At 41.8% G+C, this 22,911-nt stretch carries 11 protein-coding genes; 1 reads left to right on the top strand and 10 read right to left on the bottom strand.

Features of this window, described 5'->3' with window-relative positions; translation table 11 throughout:
- Positions 1 to 20: 20 nt before the first annotated feature.
- The 10 genes from SM121_RS03035 to SM121_RS02990 form a co-directional block, all read right to left on the bottom strand.
- Positions 21 to 803, bottom strand: coding sequence for an alpha/beta hydrolase (locus tag SM121_RS03035; RefSeq protein ID WP_155172670.1), 783 nt, complete (start codon positions 801 to 803; stop codon positions 21 to 23).
- A 70-nt stretch (positions 804 to 873) separates the two neighbouring features.
- The gene (locus SM121_RS03030) at positions 874 to 2,535 is read right to left on the bottom strand and encodes a ribonuclease J (protein WP_320911125.1); all 1,662 of its coding nucleotides are present in this window, start codon (positions 2,533 to 2,535) and stop codon (positions 874 to 876) included.
- A gap of 202 nt (positions 2,536 to 2,737) precedes the next feature.
- Positions 2,738 to 3,280 carry a hypothetical protein gene (locus SM121_RS03025; protein ID WP_049473337.1) on the bottom strand — a complete coding sequence of 181 codons (543 nt, stop codon included), beginning with the start codon at positions 3,278 to 3,280 and terminating at the stop codon, positions 2,738 to 2,740.
- A gap of 737 nt (positions 3,281 to 4,017) precedes the next feature.
- Positions 4,018 to 4,782 carry an ABC transporter ATP-binding protein gene (locus tag SM121_RS03020; protein WP_151379422.1) on the bottom strand — a complete coding sequence of 255 codons (765 nt, stop codon included), beginning with the start codon at positions 4,780 to 4,782 and terminating at the stop codon, positions 4,018 to 4,020.
- Positions 4,779 to 5,645 (bottom strand): ABC transporter permease, encoded by an 867-nt coding sequence (locus SM121_RS03015; protein WP_003008955.1) that lies wholly within the window; start codon positions 5,643 to 5,645, stop codon positions 4,779 to 4,781. Before SM121_RS03015 ends, SM121_RS03020 begins: the two co-directional genes overlap by 4 nt.
- Before the next feature lie 544 nt (positions 5,646 to 6,189).
- Positions 6,190 to 16,914 carry an SspB-related isopeptide-forming adhesin gene (locus SM121_RS03010; protein WP_320911124.1) on the bottom strand — a complete coding sequence of 3,575 codons (10,725 nt, stop codon included), beginning with the start codon at positions 16,912 to 16,914 and terminating at the stop codon, positions 6,190 to 6,192.
- Between the two features lie 253 nt (positions 16,915 to 17,167).
- Positions 17,168 to 17,662, bottom strand: a complete 495-nt coding sequence (locus SM121_RS03005) for a beta-class carbonic anhydrase (protein WP_003012833.1) — start codon at positions 17,660 to 17,662, stop codon at positions 17,168 to 17,170.
- 137 nt (positions 17,663 to 17,799) lie between these two features.
- The gene (radA, locus tag SM121_RS03000; protein WP_080563357.1) at positions 17,800 to 19,158 is read right to left on the bottom strand and encodes a DNA repair protein RadA; all 1,359 of its coding nucleotides are present in this window, start codon (positions 19,156 to 19,158) and stop codon (positions 17,800 to 17,802) included.
- A gap of 13 nt (positions 19,159 to 19,171) precedes the next feature.
- A complete protein-coding gene (locus SM121_RS02995) occupies positions 19,172 to 19,729 on the bottom strand; it encodes a histidine phosphatase family protein (RefSeq protein ID WP_320911123.1) in 558 nt (185 codons plus the stop codon).
- On the bottom strand, positions 19,689 to 20,135 hold the full coding sequence (locus SM121_RS02990; protein ID WP_009731797.1) for a dUTP diphosphatase: 447 nt from the start codon (positions 20,133 to 20,135) through the stop codon (positions 19,689 to 19,691). Before SM121_RS02990 ends, SM121_RS02995 begins: the two co-directional genes overlap by 41 nt.
- A 409-nt stretch (positions 20,136 to 20,544) precedes the next feature.
- On the opposite strand from SM121_RS02990, the gene SM121_RS02985 reads away from it, so the two are divergent.
- The gene (locus SM121_RS02985; RefSeq protein WP_320911122.1) at positions 20,545 to 22,848 is read left to right on the top strand and encodes an Ig-like domain-containing protein; all 2,304 of its coding nucleotides are present in this window, start codon (positions 20,545 to 20,547) and stop codon (positions 22,846 to 22,848) included.
- Positions 22,849 to 22,911 lie beyond the last annotated feature (63 nt).

Raw genomic sequence — 22,911 nt, 5'->3', positions numbered from 1 at the left:
ATATCCAATCTATTTGTATCTTAGCTTAATCTTTCTTCTAATTCAAAGTCGATTGGCAGAGTTTGTAAAAAGTGCTCCAACTCACGTTCCCAGTAGAACCATTCGTGCTTGCCTGGGCTGTGGGTATAGGCGACATCCAAACCTAACTTTTCTAGTTCCTTGACTTCAAAATTATTGGCCTCATAGAGGAAATCCTGCTCCCCACACCAGATCCAGAGTTTGGTCTTCTTATCTGAGAACTTCTTGGAAACAGTCTCTAGCGAATAGGGACTGGTTGTCCAATCCTCAATCTCTCCAAAGATCCCCTTCCAAAAAGCTGGTTGTTCCAAGTCATTGTTTTCAAAGTCCCGATCGTGGAAACTCAGAGCACCGGAAAAACTAGCCGCATGGGAGAAACGATTTGTCTTGAGAGCCAAGAGCATTGATCCATAGCCGCCCATGGATAGACCCGCAATAAAGGTCTTCTCCCGTTTCTTGGTCATATTAGGGAAGAAGCGAGAAAGAGTCTCTGGCAATTCCTCCGCAATGGCCGTGTAGTAGTTGTAGCCATACTGGGTATCTGTGTAAAAGCCATTATTGGTATTTGGTAGGACCACGATCAGATTGGTATTGCGCAAAATGCGCTCCACATTAGTCCGCTTCAACCAGGAGTGGTGGTTGCCATTCATCCCGTGTAAGAGATAAAGGACTGGAATATCCGTATCCGCTGGATCTTCCACGCGCGATGCATCGGGATAAAGGACGGACACGCCCCACTCCATCTTCAAGGCTTCTGAATAATACTCAATCTGCATAACTGCCATTTGCTTCCCTCTTTCTACTGTTAAAAACACTCGGCAAGCCTCGGGCCGCCAAGCGTTTCCATTTCTTCTATTATTTCACTTCCATCACGACTGGTAAGATAGCTGGACGACGTTTGGTTTGTTCAAATAAGAACTTAGACAAGTTGTCGCGTACCAAACCTTTTAACTCACCCCAGTCAAAGCTGTCTTGTGTCAAATAGTCTTCAACGCTTTGGTTGACCAATTCGCAACTTTCACGAAGAATATCCCGACTCTTCTTGACATAGACAAAACCACGGGTGTGCACGCGCGCTTTGGAAATAATCTTCTTCTCTTTGCGATTCACCGTGATCGCCACGATAAAGATCCCGTCTTCTGACAAGACCTTGCGGTCACGAAGGACAATATTGCCCACATCACCAATGGCATTCCCATCGATCATGACATCTCCAGCTGAGACGCTACCGGCAGGGACGAAGTCCCCCTTTTCGTACTCCATCACAGTTCCGCGTTTTGGAATAAAGATATTTTCAGGCAAGATACCAACTTCCATCGCTACCCGCGCATGGGCATCCAATTCGCGGTATTCCCCTTGGATCGGGAAGAGGTATTTAGGACGAAGAAGGTTGATCATCAACTGCAAGTCCCGTGCGTTTCCGTGACCAGATACGCGCAAGCTTGACGTGATCAATTTGACAATGCCACCTGCTTGGTAGATCATGTTTTCCACACGAGCCACCACAGCTTCTTTAGCAATAGATGGCGTTGTGACAATATAGACCAAGTCCCCATCTTTGATTTCCACATAGCGGTGACGGCCAATAGACATCTTGCGCAAACCGTTGATCGGCTCACCCATCCGGCCTGTTTCCAAGATGATCAATTCATGATCCTCGAAACGGCTCATTTCTTTGGGCTTGATCAAGAGTTTTTCGTTGGCAAGAGACAATTTGTTCAAGCGAATAGCTGTGCGGACGATGTTTTCCACATCAAACCCTGTCAAGACCACTCGACGGCCAGTCTCAGCCGCAGCATCAAAGACCTGCTGGATCCGAGAGAGGTTGCTGGCTACCGCCGCTACGATGACACGACCATCCCAGTCTGCGATCGTATCTAAGATGGCATCGCCTACTTCTTGCTCACTGGCAACTTGAATATTACTATCCGCATTAGCCGAATCACTTAAAAGAGCAAGCACACCTTCACGTCCAATCTCAGCTAGGCGAGCAAAGTCTGTCGCGTATGACTCGCTGGCAGTTTGGTCAAATTTAAAGTCTCCTGTATAGACGATATTGCCCTCAGGAGTGCCAATCACAATCCCGATACTTTCAGGGATGGAGTGGGTTGTTTGGAAGAAAGAGACGACGGCATCCCCAAAATCAATCTCAGAATTCTGATCGATGACATGGAAGTCGTTGAATTTCTTCACACTGTCATTGCTTTTTACAAAGAGTTTAGCCAACTCAATGGTCAACTCGGTCCCGAATACAGGGACTTTCGCTTCCGCCAAAAGATATGGCAAGGCCCCAATGGCATCCGCATGACCATGGGTCAAGAAAACACCCGCAATGCGGTCCTTGTTTTCAAATAGATAATCCATGTTGGGGATAACGACATCCACCCCAAGTTGCTCATTTTCTGGATACTTCAAACCTGCATCCAAGACAAAAATCGAATCGTTCACTTCGGCAACGTAGAGATTTTTCCCATTTTCTCGAACACCGCCAAGAGTGACTAATTTAATACTACTCACTGTTGTCTCCTTTAGTGTGATTATTTTAATACTTACGGTCCTTGGTCGCCCAAGTCGAATTACAGTTTTGCAAATACTTGCATATCCACTCTATTATACAATTTTTTTCTCTTTTTTTCAAAAGCTTTCCACAGCAAAAAAGTCCTCTCATCTATTTCAGATGAGAGGACTTCTAGGCGCCTATTTTTAGGGGGAAAAGACCCTAAAGATGGTAATCTCCCCGTTTATTTTCAATGATCCGCATAGCTGCCTTGATCACATGAAACTTGCCTAACAATTCCTCTAGTCGCTTACTATTTCGCTCGCTCAATTGGCCGTTCTTGACCGCTTGGGACAGGCGATAAAAATCATCCAAGTCCTCCCCAATGTTTTCAAACAGCTCTTTGGCTTCCTTGAGTCGGTAGCGATTGACTAGGTGGTTCACATCTTTTTTGAAGGAAGCGACATTGTTTTCGTGAATGTCCGTATAGGCTTCCTCTTCTTCCTTAGATTCTTGGTAATTAACCGCCTTAAAGCAAGTGATGAACTCCCGGCTTTTGATATTGCAGACAAAGATGACGCCATCACTGGCTACATAGGCTTCTGTGTTGGCGGGTTGAACCACATTACTATCATAAGGAGAGAGGGAGGAGAGGTGTTGGTTGATCCACTTATTCAAGTGCTGATCATCTACGCCAAAGCGCTCAAAAGCTCTTTGCCGAAAATGGTCCCGACAACTATATTCTTGCGCATACGACAATCCCATACTCTCACCTCCTCCTGAGTATCTTATAAAAATGGCCTCCAGTCTTACGGGACTAGAGGCCTGGTCTGCTTCACTGACTTGGTGCAATTAACCTTTTGGCTAACAAAACAATGTTTATGATGTTGATTTCATTTAATAGTATTTGTGTAAAATACCAGAGGTTTTCTTTGCTATCCTAAATCCAAATGATTAGTTTTCGACTGGACGCATTGAAGTTTGAAAACCTTTACAAAAAGCTTCTACCTACTATTTCCACGTTTTCTTATGTCTCCGGACAAACTAAGCAGGTTTGCCCGACCGTCCAACCGATCCGACACACACGACATGACTGCTCTTTTACGATAAGAGCATGAACAGATATCAGCAAAACAGGCCTAAAACGAAGTAACCTAAATTTTAACTCGATAAGGCATTGGTATCAATCCCTTCTTCATCTTTCTAACTATATTATACTCAGCTACCTAAGTAATTGCAAGCGATTTCAGCTGAAACTAGTTCCTATTTTATGCGGTTTTATAAATGATTTAAGGAAAAGAGGCTGGGACAAAAGTCCTAGCCTCTCAATTATTTTTGGATTGTCGAGCAAGACGCAGTGGTTGAGTGGGCTCTACTACGCTGATTTCACCAGCTTTTACAGCCCTACTCAACTGTGCGGAGGTGGGACGACGAAGCGCCATGAACAATATTGCTTCTGTCCTACTCCCTATTTTCACTTTGCATTTTACGGGCTTTGTATCTTAGTCTTTCTCAAACAATTGATAATAGTCTGCGATGGTCATTTGGGCTTTTTCTTCTTGATTGAGGTCTTGGACGATGTGTCCGTCTTTCATGACAATCAAACGATTTCCATATTTCAAAGCATCTTCCATATGGTGGGTGATCATAAGAGCTGTGAGGGCATCTTGTTTCACAAACTCATCCGTTAAGGTCATGAGCGCCTGACTGGTTTTTGGATCCAAGGCAGCAGTGTGTTCATCTAAAAGCAAGAGTTCTGGACGTTTCAGTGTCGCCATCAACAGGCTCAAGGCTTGTCGTTGCCCCCCTGATAGAAACTCAACGGCTGTGTCGATATGATGTTCCAAACCATTGCCGATCTTAGCAAGGACTGTTTGAAACTCTTCTTTATAGCTGGCTAAGTGACGCGGAATCAAGCCACGTTTTTCTCCGCGAAACTTCGCTACCAAGAGGTTTTCCGCAACCGTCATGCGAGGCGCTGTCCCCATTTTAGGATCTTGAAAGACCCGCGATAGGTACTTGGCTCTCTTTTCAGGAGAATAGTTGGTTACATCTTCCCCCAAAATATAAATCTTCCCACTGCTCACCGGAAGCGTCCCTGCAATGGTATTAAAGAGGGTTGATTTTCCAGCTCCATTGCCCCCCAAAATCGTGATAAAATCATGCTCTCGAATTTCCAAGGAAACATCATCCAGAATGACTTTTTCTTCGTTCATCCCATTGCTCACGGCTTTGGTTACATTTTTTAATTCTACAATTGCTGTCATTTACTGAGTTTCGCTCCCTTCATGATTTTTCCCTTAAAGGTTGGAATCATCAGGCAGATAGCCAAGATCAAGGCACTGAAGATTCGAATATAGCTGGTATTGATGCCAAGCGCAATCACGGCCCAAATCAAAAATTGATAGGCGATCGATCCGATCGCAATACTGAGCAAACGCTCTGTCAAGGTGACATTTGAAAAGAGAACCTCTCCAATAATGAGACTGGCAAGCCCAATAACGATGACACCAATCCCACGTGAAGCATCCGCATAGCCTTCTTGTTGGGCCATCAGTGCACCAGAAAGAGCAATAATCCCATTTGAAATGACCAAGCCCATCAATTCCATCCGGTCAGTGTTGATCCCAAAGCTCTTGGCCATATCTGGGTTGTCCCCTGTCGCAATATAGGCTTGACCCAAGCGTGTATCTAAGAAGAAGATCAAACCAAGGATCACAAGCGTTACGAAAATCAAGCCAATCAGAATCTCATTGAACCCACTGGCAAAAGGAAGAAATTCCTGAATTTTTTTATAGCCCAGAAGTCCCAAATTAGCCCGCTGCATGACAAAGAGAATGACCGAGTTACAAGATGTCATCACGAGGATCCCTGACAAGAGTGTCGGGATTCTCCCTTTTGTGTAGAGAAGGCCCGTCGCAAGTCCCGCCAAGCACCCTGCTCCAATAGCAGCCAGCGTTGCAAGGAGTGGATTGACCCCTTTGGTAATCAAGGTCACCGCCACCGCTCCTCCAAGCGGGAAGGACCCTTCTGTCGTCATATCTGGAAAATCTAGAATTCGGAACGTCATAAAGATTCCTAACCCTAAAATGGCCCAAATCAAACCTTGTGAAACAATTGAATTAATCATAGTTTCTCCCTTCGATAATAGTAGTTTAATTGTATCATAAATATGGAAGAGAACCTATAGGAAATTCACAATATTTCTTGGATCACCAGCTTTTTAAAAATAAAACGGAACCCTCCTGATTATATGGAGCAGGAGGGTTCTATAAGCTTTTATAATTATGCAAAAAAGAATCCTGTGTTTGTTTCACAAGTCTGGTCTTACTAGGGTAACTGACGACAATAAGGGTGTGAAGTACTACCACTCCAAACCCTACTGTATCCCAATTCAAAGTGGATTCATTCCCCTTGTTGCCGGCAGTTTGAAAGATCAAATTGCTTTACTAGTATACTGTTTTCTCTACTTCAAGTCAATGGAATTTTACTGAAACTAGTAACCGAATGAAATGATTATATAGAATTTTACTGAAACTTTTTCATCACATTTATGCATGTTTTTCTAAGTTTCCAATACCAAACAAAGAGGCCTTGCTCTTTCGAGCAAAGCCTCTTCCTGTTGGATCTAAAATTGTCACCTCATCAACAAGTTTGTCGATGTCACCTCAATTTTAGTCTTCGCATTTTTTGCGTTTTGCAAGTCCCGCAAGGCCAACCATACCAAGTGCAGCACCTAACAATGCAGCAGATGCTGATTGTTCTTCACCAGTTTCAGGAAGTGCTGGAGCTGGAGGAGTTGTTGGTGTTGGTGGCGTTGGTGGCGTTGGTGGTGTTGGTGGCGTTGGTGGTGTTGGCGGTGTTGGCGGTGTTGTTGGTGGCGTTGTCGGCGGTGTATTCGGTGGTGTTGTTGGTGGTGTATTTGGCGGTGTTGTTGGCGGAATAACAGTGTTGTTAAACTCTGTATCTTCTGGCAACTGAGTAATAGCCGTCAATACTTTACCGTCTTTGTTAATCATAATACCCACAGTGGCAACCATCTTATCGTATTCGATGCTAGAATCTTTGCCACGGATTTCTTCTACATGGTAGAGATGAGTTCCTTCTTCACCACGTTTGAATTCAAGATTTGAGAAGGTGATCTTACCAGCCGCATCATTGGTTACGGTTTCGATCACATTTCCTTTTTCGTCCTTAAGAACGAAACTGAATTCACCAGCCTTCAATGCACGACCTTCCAATTTCTTAGTGAATTGGAATTGAACCTTAACTGGAATGTTGACTACACGTTTTTCAGTTGGTTTTTCTTGTTTTTCTACAGTCTTCTTAGTTGGATCGTATTGGTGTACGATTTGTGAAGCTGTATTTTCAATGTCCACACCATCTTGAGCAGATTGTTTAATTTCTGCAGGAATTTCAAACTTGTAGTAACGTCCAAAGGCCAACTTAGTTGTGTCGATAACTTGTGTATTTTCTGCGTCTCCAAGTGACTTAGTCAAGTCTGCTTTAGATGTTGCAGTAATCACACCGTTTTCAACCTTGATATCAAACTTAGCGGTTACATCTTCTCCTGTTACAGAGTCGTATGCCTTAATATCAGCTCCGTTGACAGTCAAGTTCGCACTATCATATTTATCTGTCACACCAACAGATTGAATATTGTGTGCTTCAGTGAATTTAGTTGTATCCAACCATACTTGGTAGTATACTTTATCACCTTTCTTGAGTGTCTTGGTATTGATATTTTGAGCTTCGTTGTTATCAGTCTTATCAACGTAAGGGTTCGCATTGGTATCTGCGTACTTGTCTGCCAACTCTTTATCATCATCTAATAATGAAGTTCCAGTCAAATCAAATTCTTTTTCGTTTAGAACATATTTTTCTGGATTGAATTCTGGAGTTTCAGGTGGGCGAACAGTGTTATTGAATTCTTTGTCTGATGGATCCGTTACCTTAGTAAGAAGAGCTTTCGCTGTTCCATCATGAGAAACCTCAACTGTTACAACTGCTTTCATAGTGTCATAAGTAACGGTTGTATCAGTTCCTTTGACTTCTTCTACAGTGTAGTTGTAAGTTCCTTCTTGACCTTTCTTGAATTCAAGAGCTGAGAACTTAACGTTACCAGATGCATCGTTCTTCACAGTTTCAAGAGTATTACCTTTTGAATCTTTAAGAACGAAGCTGAATTCGTTAGCTTTAAGCTCACGGCCTTCCATACGTTTAGTAAAGTTGAATTCTACTTCAACTGGAACGCTGTTGACACGTTTTTCAGTTGGTTTTTCAGGTTTTTCAACTTTCTTAGTAGTTGGGTTGTAGTAGTTCACTACTTGAGCCGCAGTATTTTCGATGTCTACTCCGCCTTTAACGTCAGCTTTCACTGTAGCTGGGATATCAAACTTGTAGTAACGTCCGAATTCGAATTTAGTTGTGTCGATGACTTGTGTGTTTTCCGCGTCGCCAAGTGACTTAGTGAAGCCATCTTTAAGGGTTGCAGTCATCACACCGTTGTTCACAGTGATATCGAATTTAGCTGTTACATCCGCACCAGTCTTACCGTCATAAGCTTTGATTTCTGAACCATCAACATCAACTTTAGCCTCATCGTAGTCATCTGAGATTCCTACTGATTGGATATGGTCTTTGTTGTTTGCGTCAAATTTAGTTGTATCCAACCATACTTGGTAAACAAGTTTTTGACCTGGTTTAACTGATTTAGTGTTGATATTCGCTGCTTCGTTATTAGATGCATCGTCCGCATATGGGTTCGCATTGGTATCTGCGTACTTGTCTGCCAACTCTTTATCATCATCTAATAATGAAGTTCCAGTCAAATCAAATTCTTTTTCGTTTAGAACATATTTTTCTGGATTGAATTCTGGAGTTTCTGGAGGTGTTACACGGTTGTTAAATTCTTTATCCGCAATGTCGCCTACAGTCGCGATAAGTACTTTAGCTGTACCATCGTGTTTCACTGTGACTGTTACATTCGCTTTCATGGTGTCGTATGTAACGGTTGCGTCTGTGCCTTTAACTTCTTCTACTGTGTAGTTGTGAACGCCTTCTTGGCCTTTCTTGAACTCAAGTTTAGAGAACTTAACGTTACCATCTTTATCGTTCTTCACAGTTTCAACTTCTTTACCAGTTGAATCTTTAAGTACGAAGCTGAATTCGTTAGCTTTAAGCTCACGGCCTTCCAAGCGTTTAGTGAAGTTGAATCCTACCTCAACTGGTACGTTGTTTACACGTTTTTCAGTTGGTTTGCTTGGTTTTTCAACTTTCTTAGTTGTTGGGTTGTAGTAGTTGACTACTTGAGCCGCAGTGTTTTCAATGTCTACACCACCAGGTACATCAGCTTTCACTGTTGTTGGGATGTCGAACTTGTAGTAACGTCCGAATTCGAATTTAGTTGTGTCGATCACTTGTGTGTTTTCCGCATCGCCAAGTGACTTCGTGAAGCCAGCTTTCAAGTTCGCAGTGATCACACCGTTGTTCACAGTGATATCGAATTTATCTGTTACTTCTGCGCCTGTTACAGAGTCGTAAGCTTTGATGTCAGCTGCATTAAGATTTAATTTCGCTTCATCGTAGTTATCAGAGATTCCTACTGTTTGGATGTTGTCCTTGTTAGCTGCGTCGAATTTAGTTGTATCCAACCATACTTGGTAAACCAACTTGTCGCCACGTTTCACAGTCTTGGTATTCAAGTTTTCTGCTTCGTTGTTTGATGCATCGTCCGCATATGGGTTCGCATTGGTATCTGCGTACTTGTCTGCCAACTCTTTGTCATCATCAACGAGCTTATCACCAGTGATATCGTATTTCTCTTTAGAAACAACGTATTTCTCTGGTTGGAACTTAGGTTCTTCTGGTGGAGTTACTGTATTGTTGAACTCTTTATCAGCAATATCTCCGACCTTAGCAACTAAAGCTTTAGCTGTACCATCATGAGAAACAGTGACTGTTACAACAGCTTTCATATTGTCATATGTAACGGTTGAGTCTGTACCAGCAACTTCTACTACTTTGTAACGGTAAACTCCGATATCATTGTTTGTGTATTTAAGGCTAGTGAATTTAACCTTACCATCCTTATCATTGGTTGCTGTTTCAAGAACATTGAATTCATCATCGTCTAACAATTGGAAAGTAAACTCATTCGCTTTCAATTGACGACCAGCAAGAGCTTTCTTGAAGTCAAGTTCAATTTGAATTGGTACGTTGTTGACACGTTTTTCAGTTGGTTTGCTTGGTTTTTCAACTTTCTTAGTAGTTGGGTTGTAGTAGTTGACTACTTGAGCCGCAGTATTTTCGATGTCTACACCACCAGGTACATCAGCTTTCACTGTTGTTGGGATGTCGAACTTGTAGTAACGTCCGAAGGCAAATTTAGTTGTGTCGATGACTTGTGTGTTTTCTGCATCGCCAAGTGACTTCGTGAAGCCATCTTTAAGGGTTGCAGTGATCACACCGTTGTTCACAGTGATATCGAATTTATCTGTTACTTCTGCGCCTGTTACTGAGTCGTAAGCTTTGATCTTAGTAGAATCAAGATCCAACTTAGTTTCATCGTAGTCATCTGAGATTCCTACTGATTGGATGTTGTCCTTGTTAGCTGCGTCGAATTTAGTTGTATCCAACCATACTTGGTAAACTAATTTTGATCCACGTTCAACAGTCTTAGTATTTAAGTTTTCCACTTCATTATTGATGGTATTGTCCGCATATGGGTTCGCATTGGTATCTGCGTACTTGTCTGCTAACTCTTTATCATCGTCAACGAGTTTGTCACCAGTGATATCGTATTTCTCTTTAGAAACAACGTATTTCTCTGGTTGGAACTTAGGTTCTTCTGGTGGAGTGACAACGTTGTTGAACTCTTTATCGGCAGGATCTGTCACGTTTGTGATCAAGGCTTTCGCTGTACCATCATGACGAACTTCAACTGTGACGACAGCTTTCATTGTGTCATAAGTTACGGTTGCGTCTGTTCCTTTAACCTCTTCTACTGTGTACTTGTAAGTACCCTCTTGACCCTTCTTGTATTTAAGGGCAGTAACAGTTTCACCTGCTTTATTGGTGTAATCTACTGGAGCAAACTTAATCTTACCAGCTGCATCGTTGGTTGCAGTCGCAATCACAACATTGTCGCTGTCTTTCAATTCAAATGTGAATTCGCCAGCTTTCAGATCACGGCCTTCCAATTTCTTAGTGAAGTTGAATTCTACTGAGATTGGAACACTGTTAACACGTTTTTCAGTTGGTTTGTTTGGTTTTTCAACAGTCTTGCTTACTGGGTTGTAGTAGTTAACAACTTGTGCTGCCTTGTTTTCGATATCTGTACCAGCTACAACATCGTCTTTCACTGTTGCTGGGATATCAAATTTATAGTAGCGTCCAAACTCGAACTTAGTAGTATCAATGATTTGAGTATTTTCAGCGTCGCCAAGTGACTTCGTAAAGCCAGCTTTCAGGTTCGCTGTTAGAACACCATTGTTATCAGAGATATCGAATTTCGTCGTAACGTCTGCACCAGTAACGGAATCGTAAACTTTGATGTCTGACGCATTAACAGTCAATTTATCCTTGTCGTAGTTATCTGTGATTCCTACTGTTTGGATATTGTCTTTGTTGTTTGCGTCAAATTTAGTTGTATCCAACCATACTTGGTAGTAAAGTTTTTGGCCACGTTCAACTGGTTTCGTATTCAAGTTTTCATCTTCGTTGTTGGCAGTTGTATCGACATATGGGTTTGTATTTGTTTCACCATATTTATCTGTCAATTCAGAATCGTCATCAACGAGCTTCGTACCTGTAATATCGAATTTCGCTTTAGAAACAACGTATTTCTCTGGTTGGAACTTAGGTTCTTCCGGAGGAGTTACCTTGTTGTTAAATTCTTTATCAGCAGGTTCTGTCACGTTTGTGATCAAGGCTTTGGCTGTACCATCATGAGAAACAGTGACAGTTACAACTGCAGCCATTGCGTCGTAAGTGACAGTTGCGTCTGTACCCTTAACCTCTGTTACAGTGTAAGTGTAAGTACCTTCTTGACCCTTCTTGTATTTAAGGGCAGTAACCGTTTGACCAGCTTTGTTTGTGTAATCAACTGGAGTGAACTTGAAGTTACCGTTTGCGTCGTTGGTTGCAGTCGCAATCACAACATTGTCGCTGTCTTTCAACTCGAATGTGAATTCGTTAGCTTTAAGAGCACGACCTTCCAATTTCTTAGTGAAGTTAAATTCTACTGAGATTGGAACATTGTTGACACGTTTTTCAGTTGGTTTTTCAGGTTTTTCAACTTTCTTAGTAGTTGGGTTGTAATAGTTTACAACTTGAGCCGCAGTATTTTCGATATCTGCACCAGCTACCACATCGTCTTTCACTGTTGTTGGAATATCGAACTTGTAGTAACGTCCGAATTCGAATTTAGTTGTGTCGATGACTTGTGTGTTTTCTGCATCGCCAAGTGACTTCGTGAAGCCAGCTTTCAAGTTAGCAGTGATCACACCGTTATTGACAGTGATGTCGAATTTATCAGTTACTTCTGCACCTGTTACAGAGTCGTAAGCTTTGATGTCAGCTGCATTAAGATTTAATTTAGCTTCATCATAGTTATCTGAGATACCAACTGTTTGGATGTTGTCCTTGTTAGCTGCGTCAAATTTAGTTGTATCCAACCATACTTGGTAAACCAATTTAGAACCACGTTCAACAGTCTTGGTATTCAAGTTTTCTGCTTCGTTGTTTGATGCATCGTCCGCATATGGGTTCGCATTGGTATCTGCGTACTTGTCTGCTAACTCTTTATCATCGTCAACGAGCTTGTCACCAGTGATATCGTATTTCTCTTTAGAAACAACGTATTTCTCTGGTTGGAACTTAGGTTCTTCTGGAGGTGTTACACGGTTGTTAAATTCTTTATCAGCAGCGTCTGTTACGTTGGCAACGATGGCTTTCGCTGTACCATCGTGTGAAACAACCACTTTAACGGTAGCTACCATTGTGTCGTAGTTGACAGTTGCATCTGTACCAGGAGTTTCTTCAACTGTGTAGTTGTAAGTCTTACCAAGATCATCGCGACCGAATTCAAGAGTCTTGAAGACGATCTTACCAGCAGCGTCATTCTTCACGCGTTCAACTTCAACGCCGTCTTTCTTCAATACGAATTCGAATTCGTTGGCCTGAAGTTCACGACCTTCCAAACGTTTCGTGAAGTTCATTTCCACTGGAACTGGAACGCTATTGACACGTTTTTGTGTTGGTTTTTCAGGCTTTTCAACCATCTTGCTTACTGGGTTGTAAACATGAACGGTTTGGTTGGCTGTATTTTCAATATCAGCACCAGCTTTAACAGATTCTTTCACAGTTGCTGGGATATCAAATTTATAGTAACGTCCGAATTCGAACTTAGTTGTGTCGATAACAGGAGCATTGACTTTATCTTTGATAAATGCTTCTTTAGAAGTTGCAGTGATTGTACCGTTTTCAACTTTGATGTCGAATTTATTGGTTACTTCTGCACCAGTTACTGAATCATATGCTTTGATATCAGCTGCATTGACGTCCAATTTATCAGCGTCGTATGTATCCGATACACCAACGTATTGGATGTTGTTTGCTTCAGTGAATTTAGTCGTATCTAGCCATACTTGGTAAACCAATTTAGAACCACGTTTAACTGTCTTAGTATTCAAGTTTTCTGGTTCGTTGTTGGTTGTCTTGTCTACATATGGATCTGCATTTGTTTCAGTGTATTCATTTGTCAACTCATCGTCGTCGTTCATCAACTTGTTGCCAGTGATGTCATATTTCTCTTTAGAAACGACAAATTTTTCTGGTTGGAATTTAGGAGTTTCTGGAGGAGTGACTTTGTTGTTGAATTCAGTATCTTCTTGAGTGTCAGTTGATTCACCAGCAGCATTCTTACCGCCTGTTGAAGCAATGTCTGTAACAGTTGTTAAGGTATGACCATTCTTAGCAACTTTTACACGGACAAATGCTTTCATGGTATCGTATGTCATACCAAATTCTTTATCTGCATCAGCTGGGATGACTTCCTCAACAGAGTATGAGTGGGTACCAATTTTAGTATTGTCATATGACAATTCAGTAAAGGTCACATTTCCTTCTGCATCATTCTTAACTGTTTCAATAACCTTACCATCTTGATCTTTGAGAACAAAACTGAATTCACCAGCTTTTAACTTACGACCGGCTAATTTTTTAGTAAAGTCAAATCTTGTAACAACTGGAGCAACAACATAGTTGTTAAATTCTGTATCTGCCGGCATTGTAACATTAGCAGTCAGGATCCCTGTTGAAGCATTCTTGGTTACGTTCACTGTTACAACTGCATTCATATCATCGTAGTCGATGTTTCTATCTGTTCCAGCTACTTCACGTACAGTGTATGTGTGAGAACCTTCTTTATCGTATGAAATCGCATCAAATTGAATAGTTCCATCAGCTGCATTTTTCTTGGTTTGAATGATATTGCCATTTTCAAGCAATTCGAATGTGAAGGCATCCTTTGTAAGCTCTTTACCTTCCAATTTCTTAGTAAACTTGAATTGAGCTTGTGTAGCAGCAGGTGTGAAGGTATTGTTGAACTCTGTATCTGATGGAAGAGTATTCGTTGCTTTAAGAACGTGACCCTCTTTCGTAACAGTGATCGTTACTTCAGCTTTCATCGTATCGTAAGTCATACCAGCTTCTTTATTTTCTGGAATAACTTCTTCTACAGTGTATTTGTGAGTACCAACTTGAGTATTGTCAAAGGTCAAGTCATCAAAGGCTACAACACCTTCTTTAGTGTTTGTCTTTGTTTGAAGAGTCTTACCAGTTGAATCTTTCAATACAAAGTTGAATTCACCAGCTTTCAACTCACGACCTGCGAGGGCCTTGCTGAAGTCAAACTTGGTCTTAACTGGAGCTACGACATAGTTGTTGAAGACTTTGTCATCAGCTTTTGAGGCAAATCCACCACTACCACTATATTTAACAGAAGCTTCTAAATCACCGTTAGAATTTTCAGTTACATTAACAGTCATCGTAACTGTCATTTCATCGTAATCGACGTTTGTATCTGAACCTGCAGTTTCAGTGATTGTGTATGTGTAAGTACCAACTTTGTTAAATGATAATTTGCTAAATGTAGCTTTACCGTCGGCTTTATTCGTTACAGTTTCTTCATAGGCAGGAAGTGATTTGTTTGATTGGTTTTCTTTAATCTTGAAGGTGAATTCACCGTCAACTAGCACCCGTCCTTCCAGTTGTTTTTCAACTTCTGGAGTGACTTCGACTGGTTTTTGTTTCACATAGTAGTAGATTGGTTGTTTATACGGTGTCAAAGAGTTGAGCAAGTCAACGTTGGTACCGATACCATTTACTCCACGAACCAATTGTTCGTTTGGAGAAAGGTGGCCAATGTTGTCTCCCAAGAATGGTACGAATACTGTTTTCTTAGGTGTATATCCAGCAGCTGTTTGGAAGTCAAATGGAACTTCTTTACCGTTTGGATAGTTTACACCTTTACTATCTGTGAAAGCAATTGTGTTAAGAGGTGATTTCTTAACAACTAAATCTTCTTTATTGTAATCACCTGGTTTAATTGGCTTGGTTTCTGCTAGTAACATATAGCCATCAGTGTCTAATGTACCATCAGAACGTTTACTTTGTTGTTTTGGATCTAGTAAGTAAACACGAACGACTACAGTTCCATCCTCATCTACGATTTCTTTGATCCGTTTAATTCCTGCACGCTCAGCGTCCATGAATTTGGTACCAACAGTATAAGGACGACTCACATAACCTGATTGATCGTTTGCATCGGCTGTTTGATACAACTTGTAGCCAGCAAATTGACGTTCACCAGATGCTGTGAAGTTTTGTCCTTCCATAGCTTTAAGAGTATATCTAGCTAAGTCTACTTCATTACCATTTGGCACGTAGTCTTGAACAGTCTTATCTGTTTTATTGGCGTTGAATGTTGGGTTATTTTCATCAACTACTCGATAGTAAGTTGTCTTTTCAACTGCTACTGGAATCTTGGCATTGGTATCTGTAATCGTACGGCCATTATAAGCAGGCTCTACAACGTTAATGATATCCGTTGATGTACGAGCAGCATAAACAGCATCGTATAATTTTTTCTCATCTTGAGTAAGATTGTGCCCAGGAGCTACTAAAGCTTGGATACTTGCTCCAACTTCATAACCCAATTGAATAAATGGTTGGTTCGTTTTACCAGGTCCAGCTCCTAAACCTTTATCGAAATCAACTTGCCAAGTTAATTCTCCATTAGAGGCTGCTTTGGTAGTTGTGAATTTTTGAATTCCGCTAGAAGCAGTAATCGTTCTGGTTTCTACTACATTGCCAGTGTTTTTATCGATCAATTCAACAGTCGTGTCTGTCGAAGCATCAAATCTCTTATACGCACGCGCATAGTAGTTTGTATGATACCGTTCGTTAAAGCGAGTAAGATCTACAATACTGTATGTATACCAATCTCCTTCTTTAGCTGAGTATCCAGCTGGTACAGATTGAGAGCTCACAGTTGCACCGTTCGCATCAAACATGCTTGGAGTTGCAGTTTCACCTGGTTTTAAATAGGTAGTCACTTCCACTGGAGTTCCATTATGATCATACACAGCACGACGGCTACGTCGGCTATGACTTGTTACCAAGGCTCCAGCGTTCGTCAAATCAGTTGCTGCACGATCAAGTGATGCACTACGCTCTTCAGCTGCTTCTCTATTTACCTGCACACCTCGCTCTGCACCAATGATCGGAGCTACTGGATTTACAGTAGCTGAAATAGCCGTAGGTGCTTCTGAGCTTTCACTTGCAGGTGATGTTTCTGAGTTTTCAACTGCTGCAGAGCGAGCTGCAGTAGGTTGTGCTGGAGTAACCACTGGTGTGGAGACCAGCTTAGGGCTTGATTCTTTTTTCTTCTCGACAGGTTTGCTTGTTTCTAATGGTGCTGTCGACTTTGGAGCTTCTTCAGATTTTTTAGTTTCAGCTTTTTCTTCTTTTTTAGTCTCAGCTGGGACTTCCTTGTCTTCTGAAGCAGCTGATTTTTCAATCCCTTCAGCCTTTTCAGTTGATGGAGCTGGTGCTTCTGAAGTTGTAGCAGAATTAGAAAGGTCTACTTTTGGCGCTGGTGCTCCCTCACCATATGCCTTAGAAGCAACTGGTACTTCTGCTTGACTTGATTCTGTTGCAGCAGGTTGTGCTCCTGAAGTCGCCGTTCCTGCAGATTCAGAGGCTACTGTTGCCTCATCTGCTGATGCAGATTGAGCTCCTGCAGCAAAAAGTGCTGTTCCTAAAAGAACTGAACAAACCCCAACGCTATATTTTCGCAATGAAAAGCGCTGGCGCTTATTAAATATATCCTTCATTTATAGGATCTCCTTTTTCATATTTCATGATTCCATGATACCAGTAAAATTGTAACACCGTTGACATATAGAGTCAATCTGTTGAAAATAAATCGTAATATTCTTGTTAAAATGTTATTTTATTCCACTAATTTTTTAATGTTTTTTGCTAAATTGTCACATTTTTTCCTATTTGGTTCACTTTTTTTATACTATAAAAAAGAAGAGTACAGGAAACAAAGATCGTTCTCTCTTCCTATTCTCTTCTATATGATCATTTTACTTCTGAGATCAATCCGGTATCCACATCATACACAGCTCCTGAGATAACGACATCTTCTGGAATCAAAGGAGAAGCCTTGAGAAGCCTCATATCTTCACGGACACTCTCTTCAATATTTTGAAAGGGTAGGAAATCACGATCTCCCACATCTACTCCCAGTTCTTTCTTTAGATGCTGCCGGAAGCCTTCGTTCTCAAAGGTCTGAGCGCCACAGTCTGTATGGTGCAAAACTACAATTTCACGGGTCCCCATCTGCTGCTGAGAGATGACCAAAGACCGGATCATATCCTCTGTCACGCGCCCTCCAGCATTCCGCAAAATATGGGCATCTCCAAGAGCCAGACCTAGTGCAGGTGCCACGTGAAGGCGGGAATCCATACAGGTCACGATGGCGACTTGTGTTTTGGGCTTAATCGGAAGACGGAGGTCTCCATGTAGCGCCACATAAGCTTGGTTGGCTGTTAAAAAATTATCAAAATAAGACATGGTCTCTCCTTTATTCCTTTGAAATTCAAATCATCTATTATTTTACCATATCCGATCCTTTCTGTCAGGGGATACCTCCTGTCATCTGTCACATCTGAAAAAAAGTCTTAAACTTCCCGTTTAAGACTTTTCTACTATTAAAATACTTTCTTCAAGACTTCAGCTAGTGTACTCACACCGACCACCTGGATTCCTGATGGTGTCGTGATCCCCGTCAGAGAATTTTTCGGAACATAAATCTTGGTAAAACCAAGTTTAGCAGCTTCATTGATTCGTTGCTCGATCCGGTTGACCCGGCGAACTTCTCCTGTCAAGCCCAACTCTCCGACGAAACATTCCTGCGGGTTGGTTGGCTTGTCCTTGTAGCTCGAGGCAATGGCTACGGCTACTGCCAGGTCAATGGCAGGCTCATCCAATTTGACACCACCTGCTGATTTGAGGTAGGCATCCTGATTTTGGAGGAGCAAACCTGCACGTTTCTCCAAAACAGCCATAATCAAACTAGCCCGATTAAAATCAAGACCTGTCGTCGTCCGCTTGGCATTTCCAAACATAGTTGGTGTCACCAAGGCCTGTACTTCTGCAAGAATCGGACGAGTCCCCTCCATGGTCACTACGATTGACGAACCAGTGGCACCGTCTAAACGCTCTTCTAGGAAAACTTGACTCGGATTGAGCACCTCAACCAAGCCACTCGACTGCATCTCGAAGATCCCGATCTCATTGGTCGAGCCAAAGCGGTTCTTGACTGCTCTTAGAATCCGGAAGGTATGATGGCGTTCGCCCTCAAAGTAGAGCACCGTATCCACCATGTGTTCCAGCATCCGAGGACCCGCCAAGGTTCCTTCCTTGGTCACATGACCGACGATAAAGATGGCGATGTTATTGGTCTTGGCCAGTTGCATGAGCTCAGCCGTTACCTCACGCACCTGAGAAACCGATCCTTGTACCCCTGAAATCTCAGGAGACATAATGGTCTGGATCGAGTCAATGATGAGGAAGTTAGGCTGGATGCGCTCCACTTCTGCTCGCACGCTCTGCATATTAGTCTCAGCATAGAGATAAAACTCACTGTCGATATCTCCCAAGCGCTCTGCCCGAAGTTTGATCTGCTGGGCCGACTCCTCTCCACTAACGTAAAGAACTGTTCCCACTTGGGATAACTGGGTTGATACTTGAAGGAGCAGGGTCGATTTCCCAATCCCAGGATCTCCCCCAATGAGGACCAGACTTCCTGGGACGACACCACCTCCAAGGACGCGGTTGAATTCTTCCATCTCCGTCTTGGTCCGGTGAACATTGATAGAGGTCACGTCCGCCAATTTCATGGGTTTGGTCTTTTCACCTGTCAAGGACACACGCGCATTTTTGACTTCTGCAACTTCGACTTCCTCCACAAAGGAAGACCAAGAACCACAGTTAGGACAGCGCCCTAGGTATTTGGGTGAATTGTAGGCACAATTTTGACAAATAAATGTCGTTTTTTTCTTTGCGATGATAAACCTCTTTCTAAATCTCTATCTCACACTCAATCACTTGGCAAAAATCAATCTTCTCGTCTGGTACAAATTGGCGCATGAGCATTCGATGAGTGACAACAACGACTGTCTGATAGTCTCGATACTTGCGCATAGATTTTAGAAACCGAGACCTCATTTCCTCAGCTGTCTCATATTGAACAGGAGAATTTGGGAGCAACTCCCCCTTGTTTTCTAAAAACAGACATCTAGCTGTTTCAAAGTTCTCTATACCTGTTTCATAAACCTGCCATTCATGCAATAATGGCTCTACCCTCAAAGGAAGGCCAGTAGCACAGGATACATAAAAAGCCGTTTCTAAAGCTCGCGTCACTGCAGAAGACACCAGGATATCAGCTGAGCCAAACAAAGGATTTTTGCAAAGTTCCTGAGCTTGTTGTCTTCCTTTCTCAGATAAGGGTGCCAAATCTATCCCGAATCCAGTATAGGAACGCTCCTCTAACTCACGGTAATCTGGCTCCCCATGACGGACAAAGATAATCTTCATCTTAGTGCCCTGTCGACCCAAATCCACCAGTCCGCACGCCATCCGCCTCATCTCCATCTGCAATTAAGAAAGGAGCAAAGACAGCCTGAACTACACGTTCCCCAACTTCAAGAACGACTTCTTGGTCCGTAATATTTTTCATCTGAGCAAAGATATGGCCTTCATTTCCTGGATTGCCATAGTAGTCTCCATCAATGACCCCCACAGAGTTGATTAAGACCAGGCCTTTTTTGCGAGGGTTGGACGATCGGTCATAGAGGTAAAGCACCTCTCCCGCTTGCATGTAAGCCTTGACCCCAGTTGGGACGAGGACGATTTCTCCTGGTGCAATCACTGTGCGCTCTGCCACCTTTAAGTCGTAGCCAGCCGCATGGGCCGTCTCCCGTTTTGGAAGCAAGTCCTGATTGGTATAGCTTGATACAAGTTCAAATCCACGAATTTTTGTCATGATCATTCCTCTTTCATTCTACAATGTTTCTATCTCTTCTATTATACCATCACTTTAGCAAATCGTCTCCTCAATTCTATTATTCGTATTTTTTGAATCATCTTTATGAATTTCAATAAAATTTACTCTAAAATTATGGTAGTCAAAATAGAATGATTTAAATCTGGAATTTGTGATGAAATCCACCAATTTTTACTTGAAGTAACTCATAAATTTTGCTATAATTTCCTGTGTAGAGGATAGTTTTGTAATCAAAATATTTCGCTCTAATATAAAATGATGCAATGGCGGTTGTGTCTCAACACTCAATTTTGATTGAAAACAGATATGGTATAAAGTATCCATATCATTAAAAGTAATCAGATATTGATGTTTAGGCACCTGTATTTTTATGAAAAGGGAAGATAAGATGAAGCAGAAAACTAGAAATATTAAAATTTTCTCATTTGTCCTTTGTTTAGTGGCCATGCTTTTCGCTTTAGGTCTAAATCGTACTTCAGCAGAAACTCCTGGAGTGACCGTTAGCGGAAAATTGGTCGATACGATCAAAAATATCAAAGTTACCAATAATGAAGGTGGCAACCTTGATTGGGAATTAGGACAATGGGCAACATTCCGTATCAATGCTGAGTTCGACTTGGCTGGTAAGGATGTCAAAGCAGGTGACACAACGGATATCACTGTTCCAGATGCTTTGATTATTACATCACAAAGCTTTGATATCAAAACTACTACTAAGCCTGAACAAGTCATCGCTCATGCAACAGTGGATAAGGATAATAAAAAGATTTCATTAACTTATACGGATTATGCGGAGAAACATTCAGATACACATGGTAATTTTTATTTCTACGCTCGTATCGACTTCAAGAAGCACCCTCAACAAGGAGAAATTCCGGTTGAAATGACGGTTAACAACAAAACAACTATTGCAGGTAAAGTTACCTTTAAAGGTGTTGGTGATGGTAATCCAAACCTTTTAAAGAAAACAAGTTGGGTTCACTCAGATGACCCTAAGACTATTTCCTATGGCATTTCTGTGAACCAACTAAAGCAAAATATTAAAAATGTAACCGTAGAAGACAATTTGCAATTTACCAATGCTTCTTACGTTAAAGATAGTTTTCGTGTGACAAAAGGTGAGATGTCTTATGTCGATGGTGAATGGCAATTTAATAATACTAAGGATGTAACCAATGAACATCCTATTACTGTTGGTGAAAATGGTCAATCATTTGTTGTGAATCTTGGAGATATCAGTGAGACGGATCAATACCGTATTACGTATGATGTCCACTTAAATTACTCACCAGCCGATGGGGAAGTCTTAAATAACCAGGCTACTTTAAAAGGTAAGAACATTAAGACTAAAGAAGCAGTAAATAGAGCTGCCGTTCAAATTGCTGGTGGTTCTGGTGTTGGTTATGTCTTTACCATTCATATTCATAAAGTAGATGATGCTAACCAACCACTTGCTGGAGCTAAATTCAAAGTGGTACGTCAAGCCAACAACCAAGTAATCGGTGAATATGTGACAGATAAAGATGGGAATATCACAGTCAATGGTCTTTTAAAAGATAAATATATCTTAACGGAAACTGAGGCCCCTACAGGTTATACGATCAAAATTGCTGAAACTGTCGTAAATGCTGAAGATTTTGGTGAGGACCATAAGGTCACGAAGACTATCATCAATCCAAAAGAGCAGACAACGACAACGACTACTACAACTACTACAACTACTACAACAGAAGAGCCTACGACCACTTCAACTACTACGACAGAAGAGCCTACAACTACTTCAACTACTACGACAACTGAAGAACCTACAACTACTTCAACTACTACGACAGAAGAGCCTACAACTACTTCAACTACTACGACAACTGAAGAACCTACGACTACTTCAACTACAACGACTGAAGAACCTACGACTACTTCAACCACTACAACCGAAGAGCCTACGACTACTTCAACTACTACAACTGAAGAACCTACAACTACTTCAACCACTACAACCGAAGAACCTACGACTACTTCAACCACTACAACCGAAGAACCTACGACTACTTCAACTACTACAACTGAAGAACCTACAACTACTTCAACCACTACAACTGAAGAGCCTACGACTACTTCAACTACTACAACTGAAGAGCCTACGACCACTTCAACCACTACAACCGAAGAGCCTACGACTACTTCAACTACTACAACTGAAGAGCCTACGACTACTTCAACTACTACAACTGAAGAGCCGACAACCACTTCAACTACTACAACTGAAGAACCTACAACGACTTCAACTACCACTACAACTGAAGAGCCGACAACCACTTCAACTACTACAACTGAAGAACCTACGACTACTTCGACAACAACTACAACTGAAGAGCCAACAACGACTACTACTACAACAACTGAAGAGCCTACGACCACTTCAACAACAACTACAACTCCAGAAAAACCAGAAGTACCAAGAGTACCAGGAGATGGAGAAGGTAAATGGCGTCCTCGTACTAAATCAACCACAACGACAAGTCCAGAAACACCTACAAATAGTAGTGAAGAAACAACCACACCAGAAAATGGTAGAGGTCACAAAACACTTCTTCCAAGTACGGGTGAATTTGTCGCAACTGGCCTTGTATTCTCAGGAGTACTTGTCTTGTCAGGTGCCGTCATCCTGAAACGCAAGATTTCTAATAACTAATCATTCACATTTGCGTATCATACAAAAAGGATAGCATCCAATTGGATGCTATCCTTTTTTGTA

This window comes from Streptococcus sp. S1, from assembly GCF_034137685.1.
Taxonomy (GTDB): Bacteria; Bacillota; Bacilli; order Lactobacillales; family Streptococcaceae; genus Streptococcus; species Streptococcus dentalis.
This window is presented reverse-complemented; position numbering and strand designations above follow the sequence as displayed.

Coding starts and splice junctions, on each gene's coding strand:
- SM121_RS02985 (WP_320911122.1), top strand. CDS start 20,545: ATGAAGCAGAAAACTAGAAATATTAAAATTTTCTCATTTGTCCTTTGT.
- SM121_RS03005 (WP_003012833.1), bottom strand. CDS start 17,662: ATGTCTTATTTTGATAATTTTTTAACAGCCAACCAAGCTTATGTGGCG.
- SM121_RS03015 (WP_003008955.1), bottom strand. CDS start 5,645: ATGATTAATTCAATTGTTTCACAAGGTTTGATTTGGGCCATTTTAGGG.
- SM121_RS02995 (WP_320911123.1), bottom strand. CDS start 19,729: ATGGCGTGCGGACTGGTGGATTTGGGTCGACAGGGCACTAAGATGAAG.
- SM121_RS03010 (WP_320911124.1), bottom strand. CDS start 16,914: ATGAAGGATATATTTAATAAGCGCCAGCGCTTTTCATTGCGAAAATAT.
- SM121_RS03020 (WP_151379422.1), bottom strand. CDS start 4,782: ATGACAGCAATTGTAGAATTAAAAAATGTAACCAAAGCCGTGAGCAAT.
- SM121_RS03035 (WP_155172670.1), bottom strand. CDS start 803: ATGGCAGTTATGCAGATTGAGTATTATTCAGAAGCCTTGAAGATGGAG.
- SM121_RS02990 (WP_009731797.1), bottom strand. CDS start 20,135: ATGACAAAAATTCGTGGATTTGAACTTGTATCAAGCTATACCAATCAG.
- SM121_RS03025 (WP_049473337.1), bottom strand. CDS start 3,280: ATGGGATTGTCGTATGCGCAAGAATATAGTTGTCGGGACCATTTTCGG.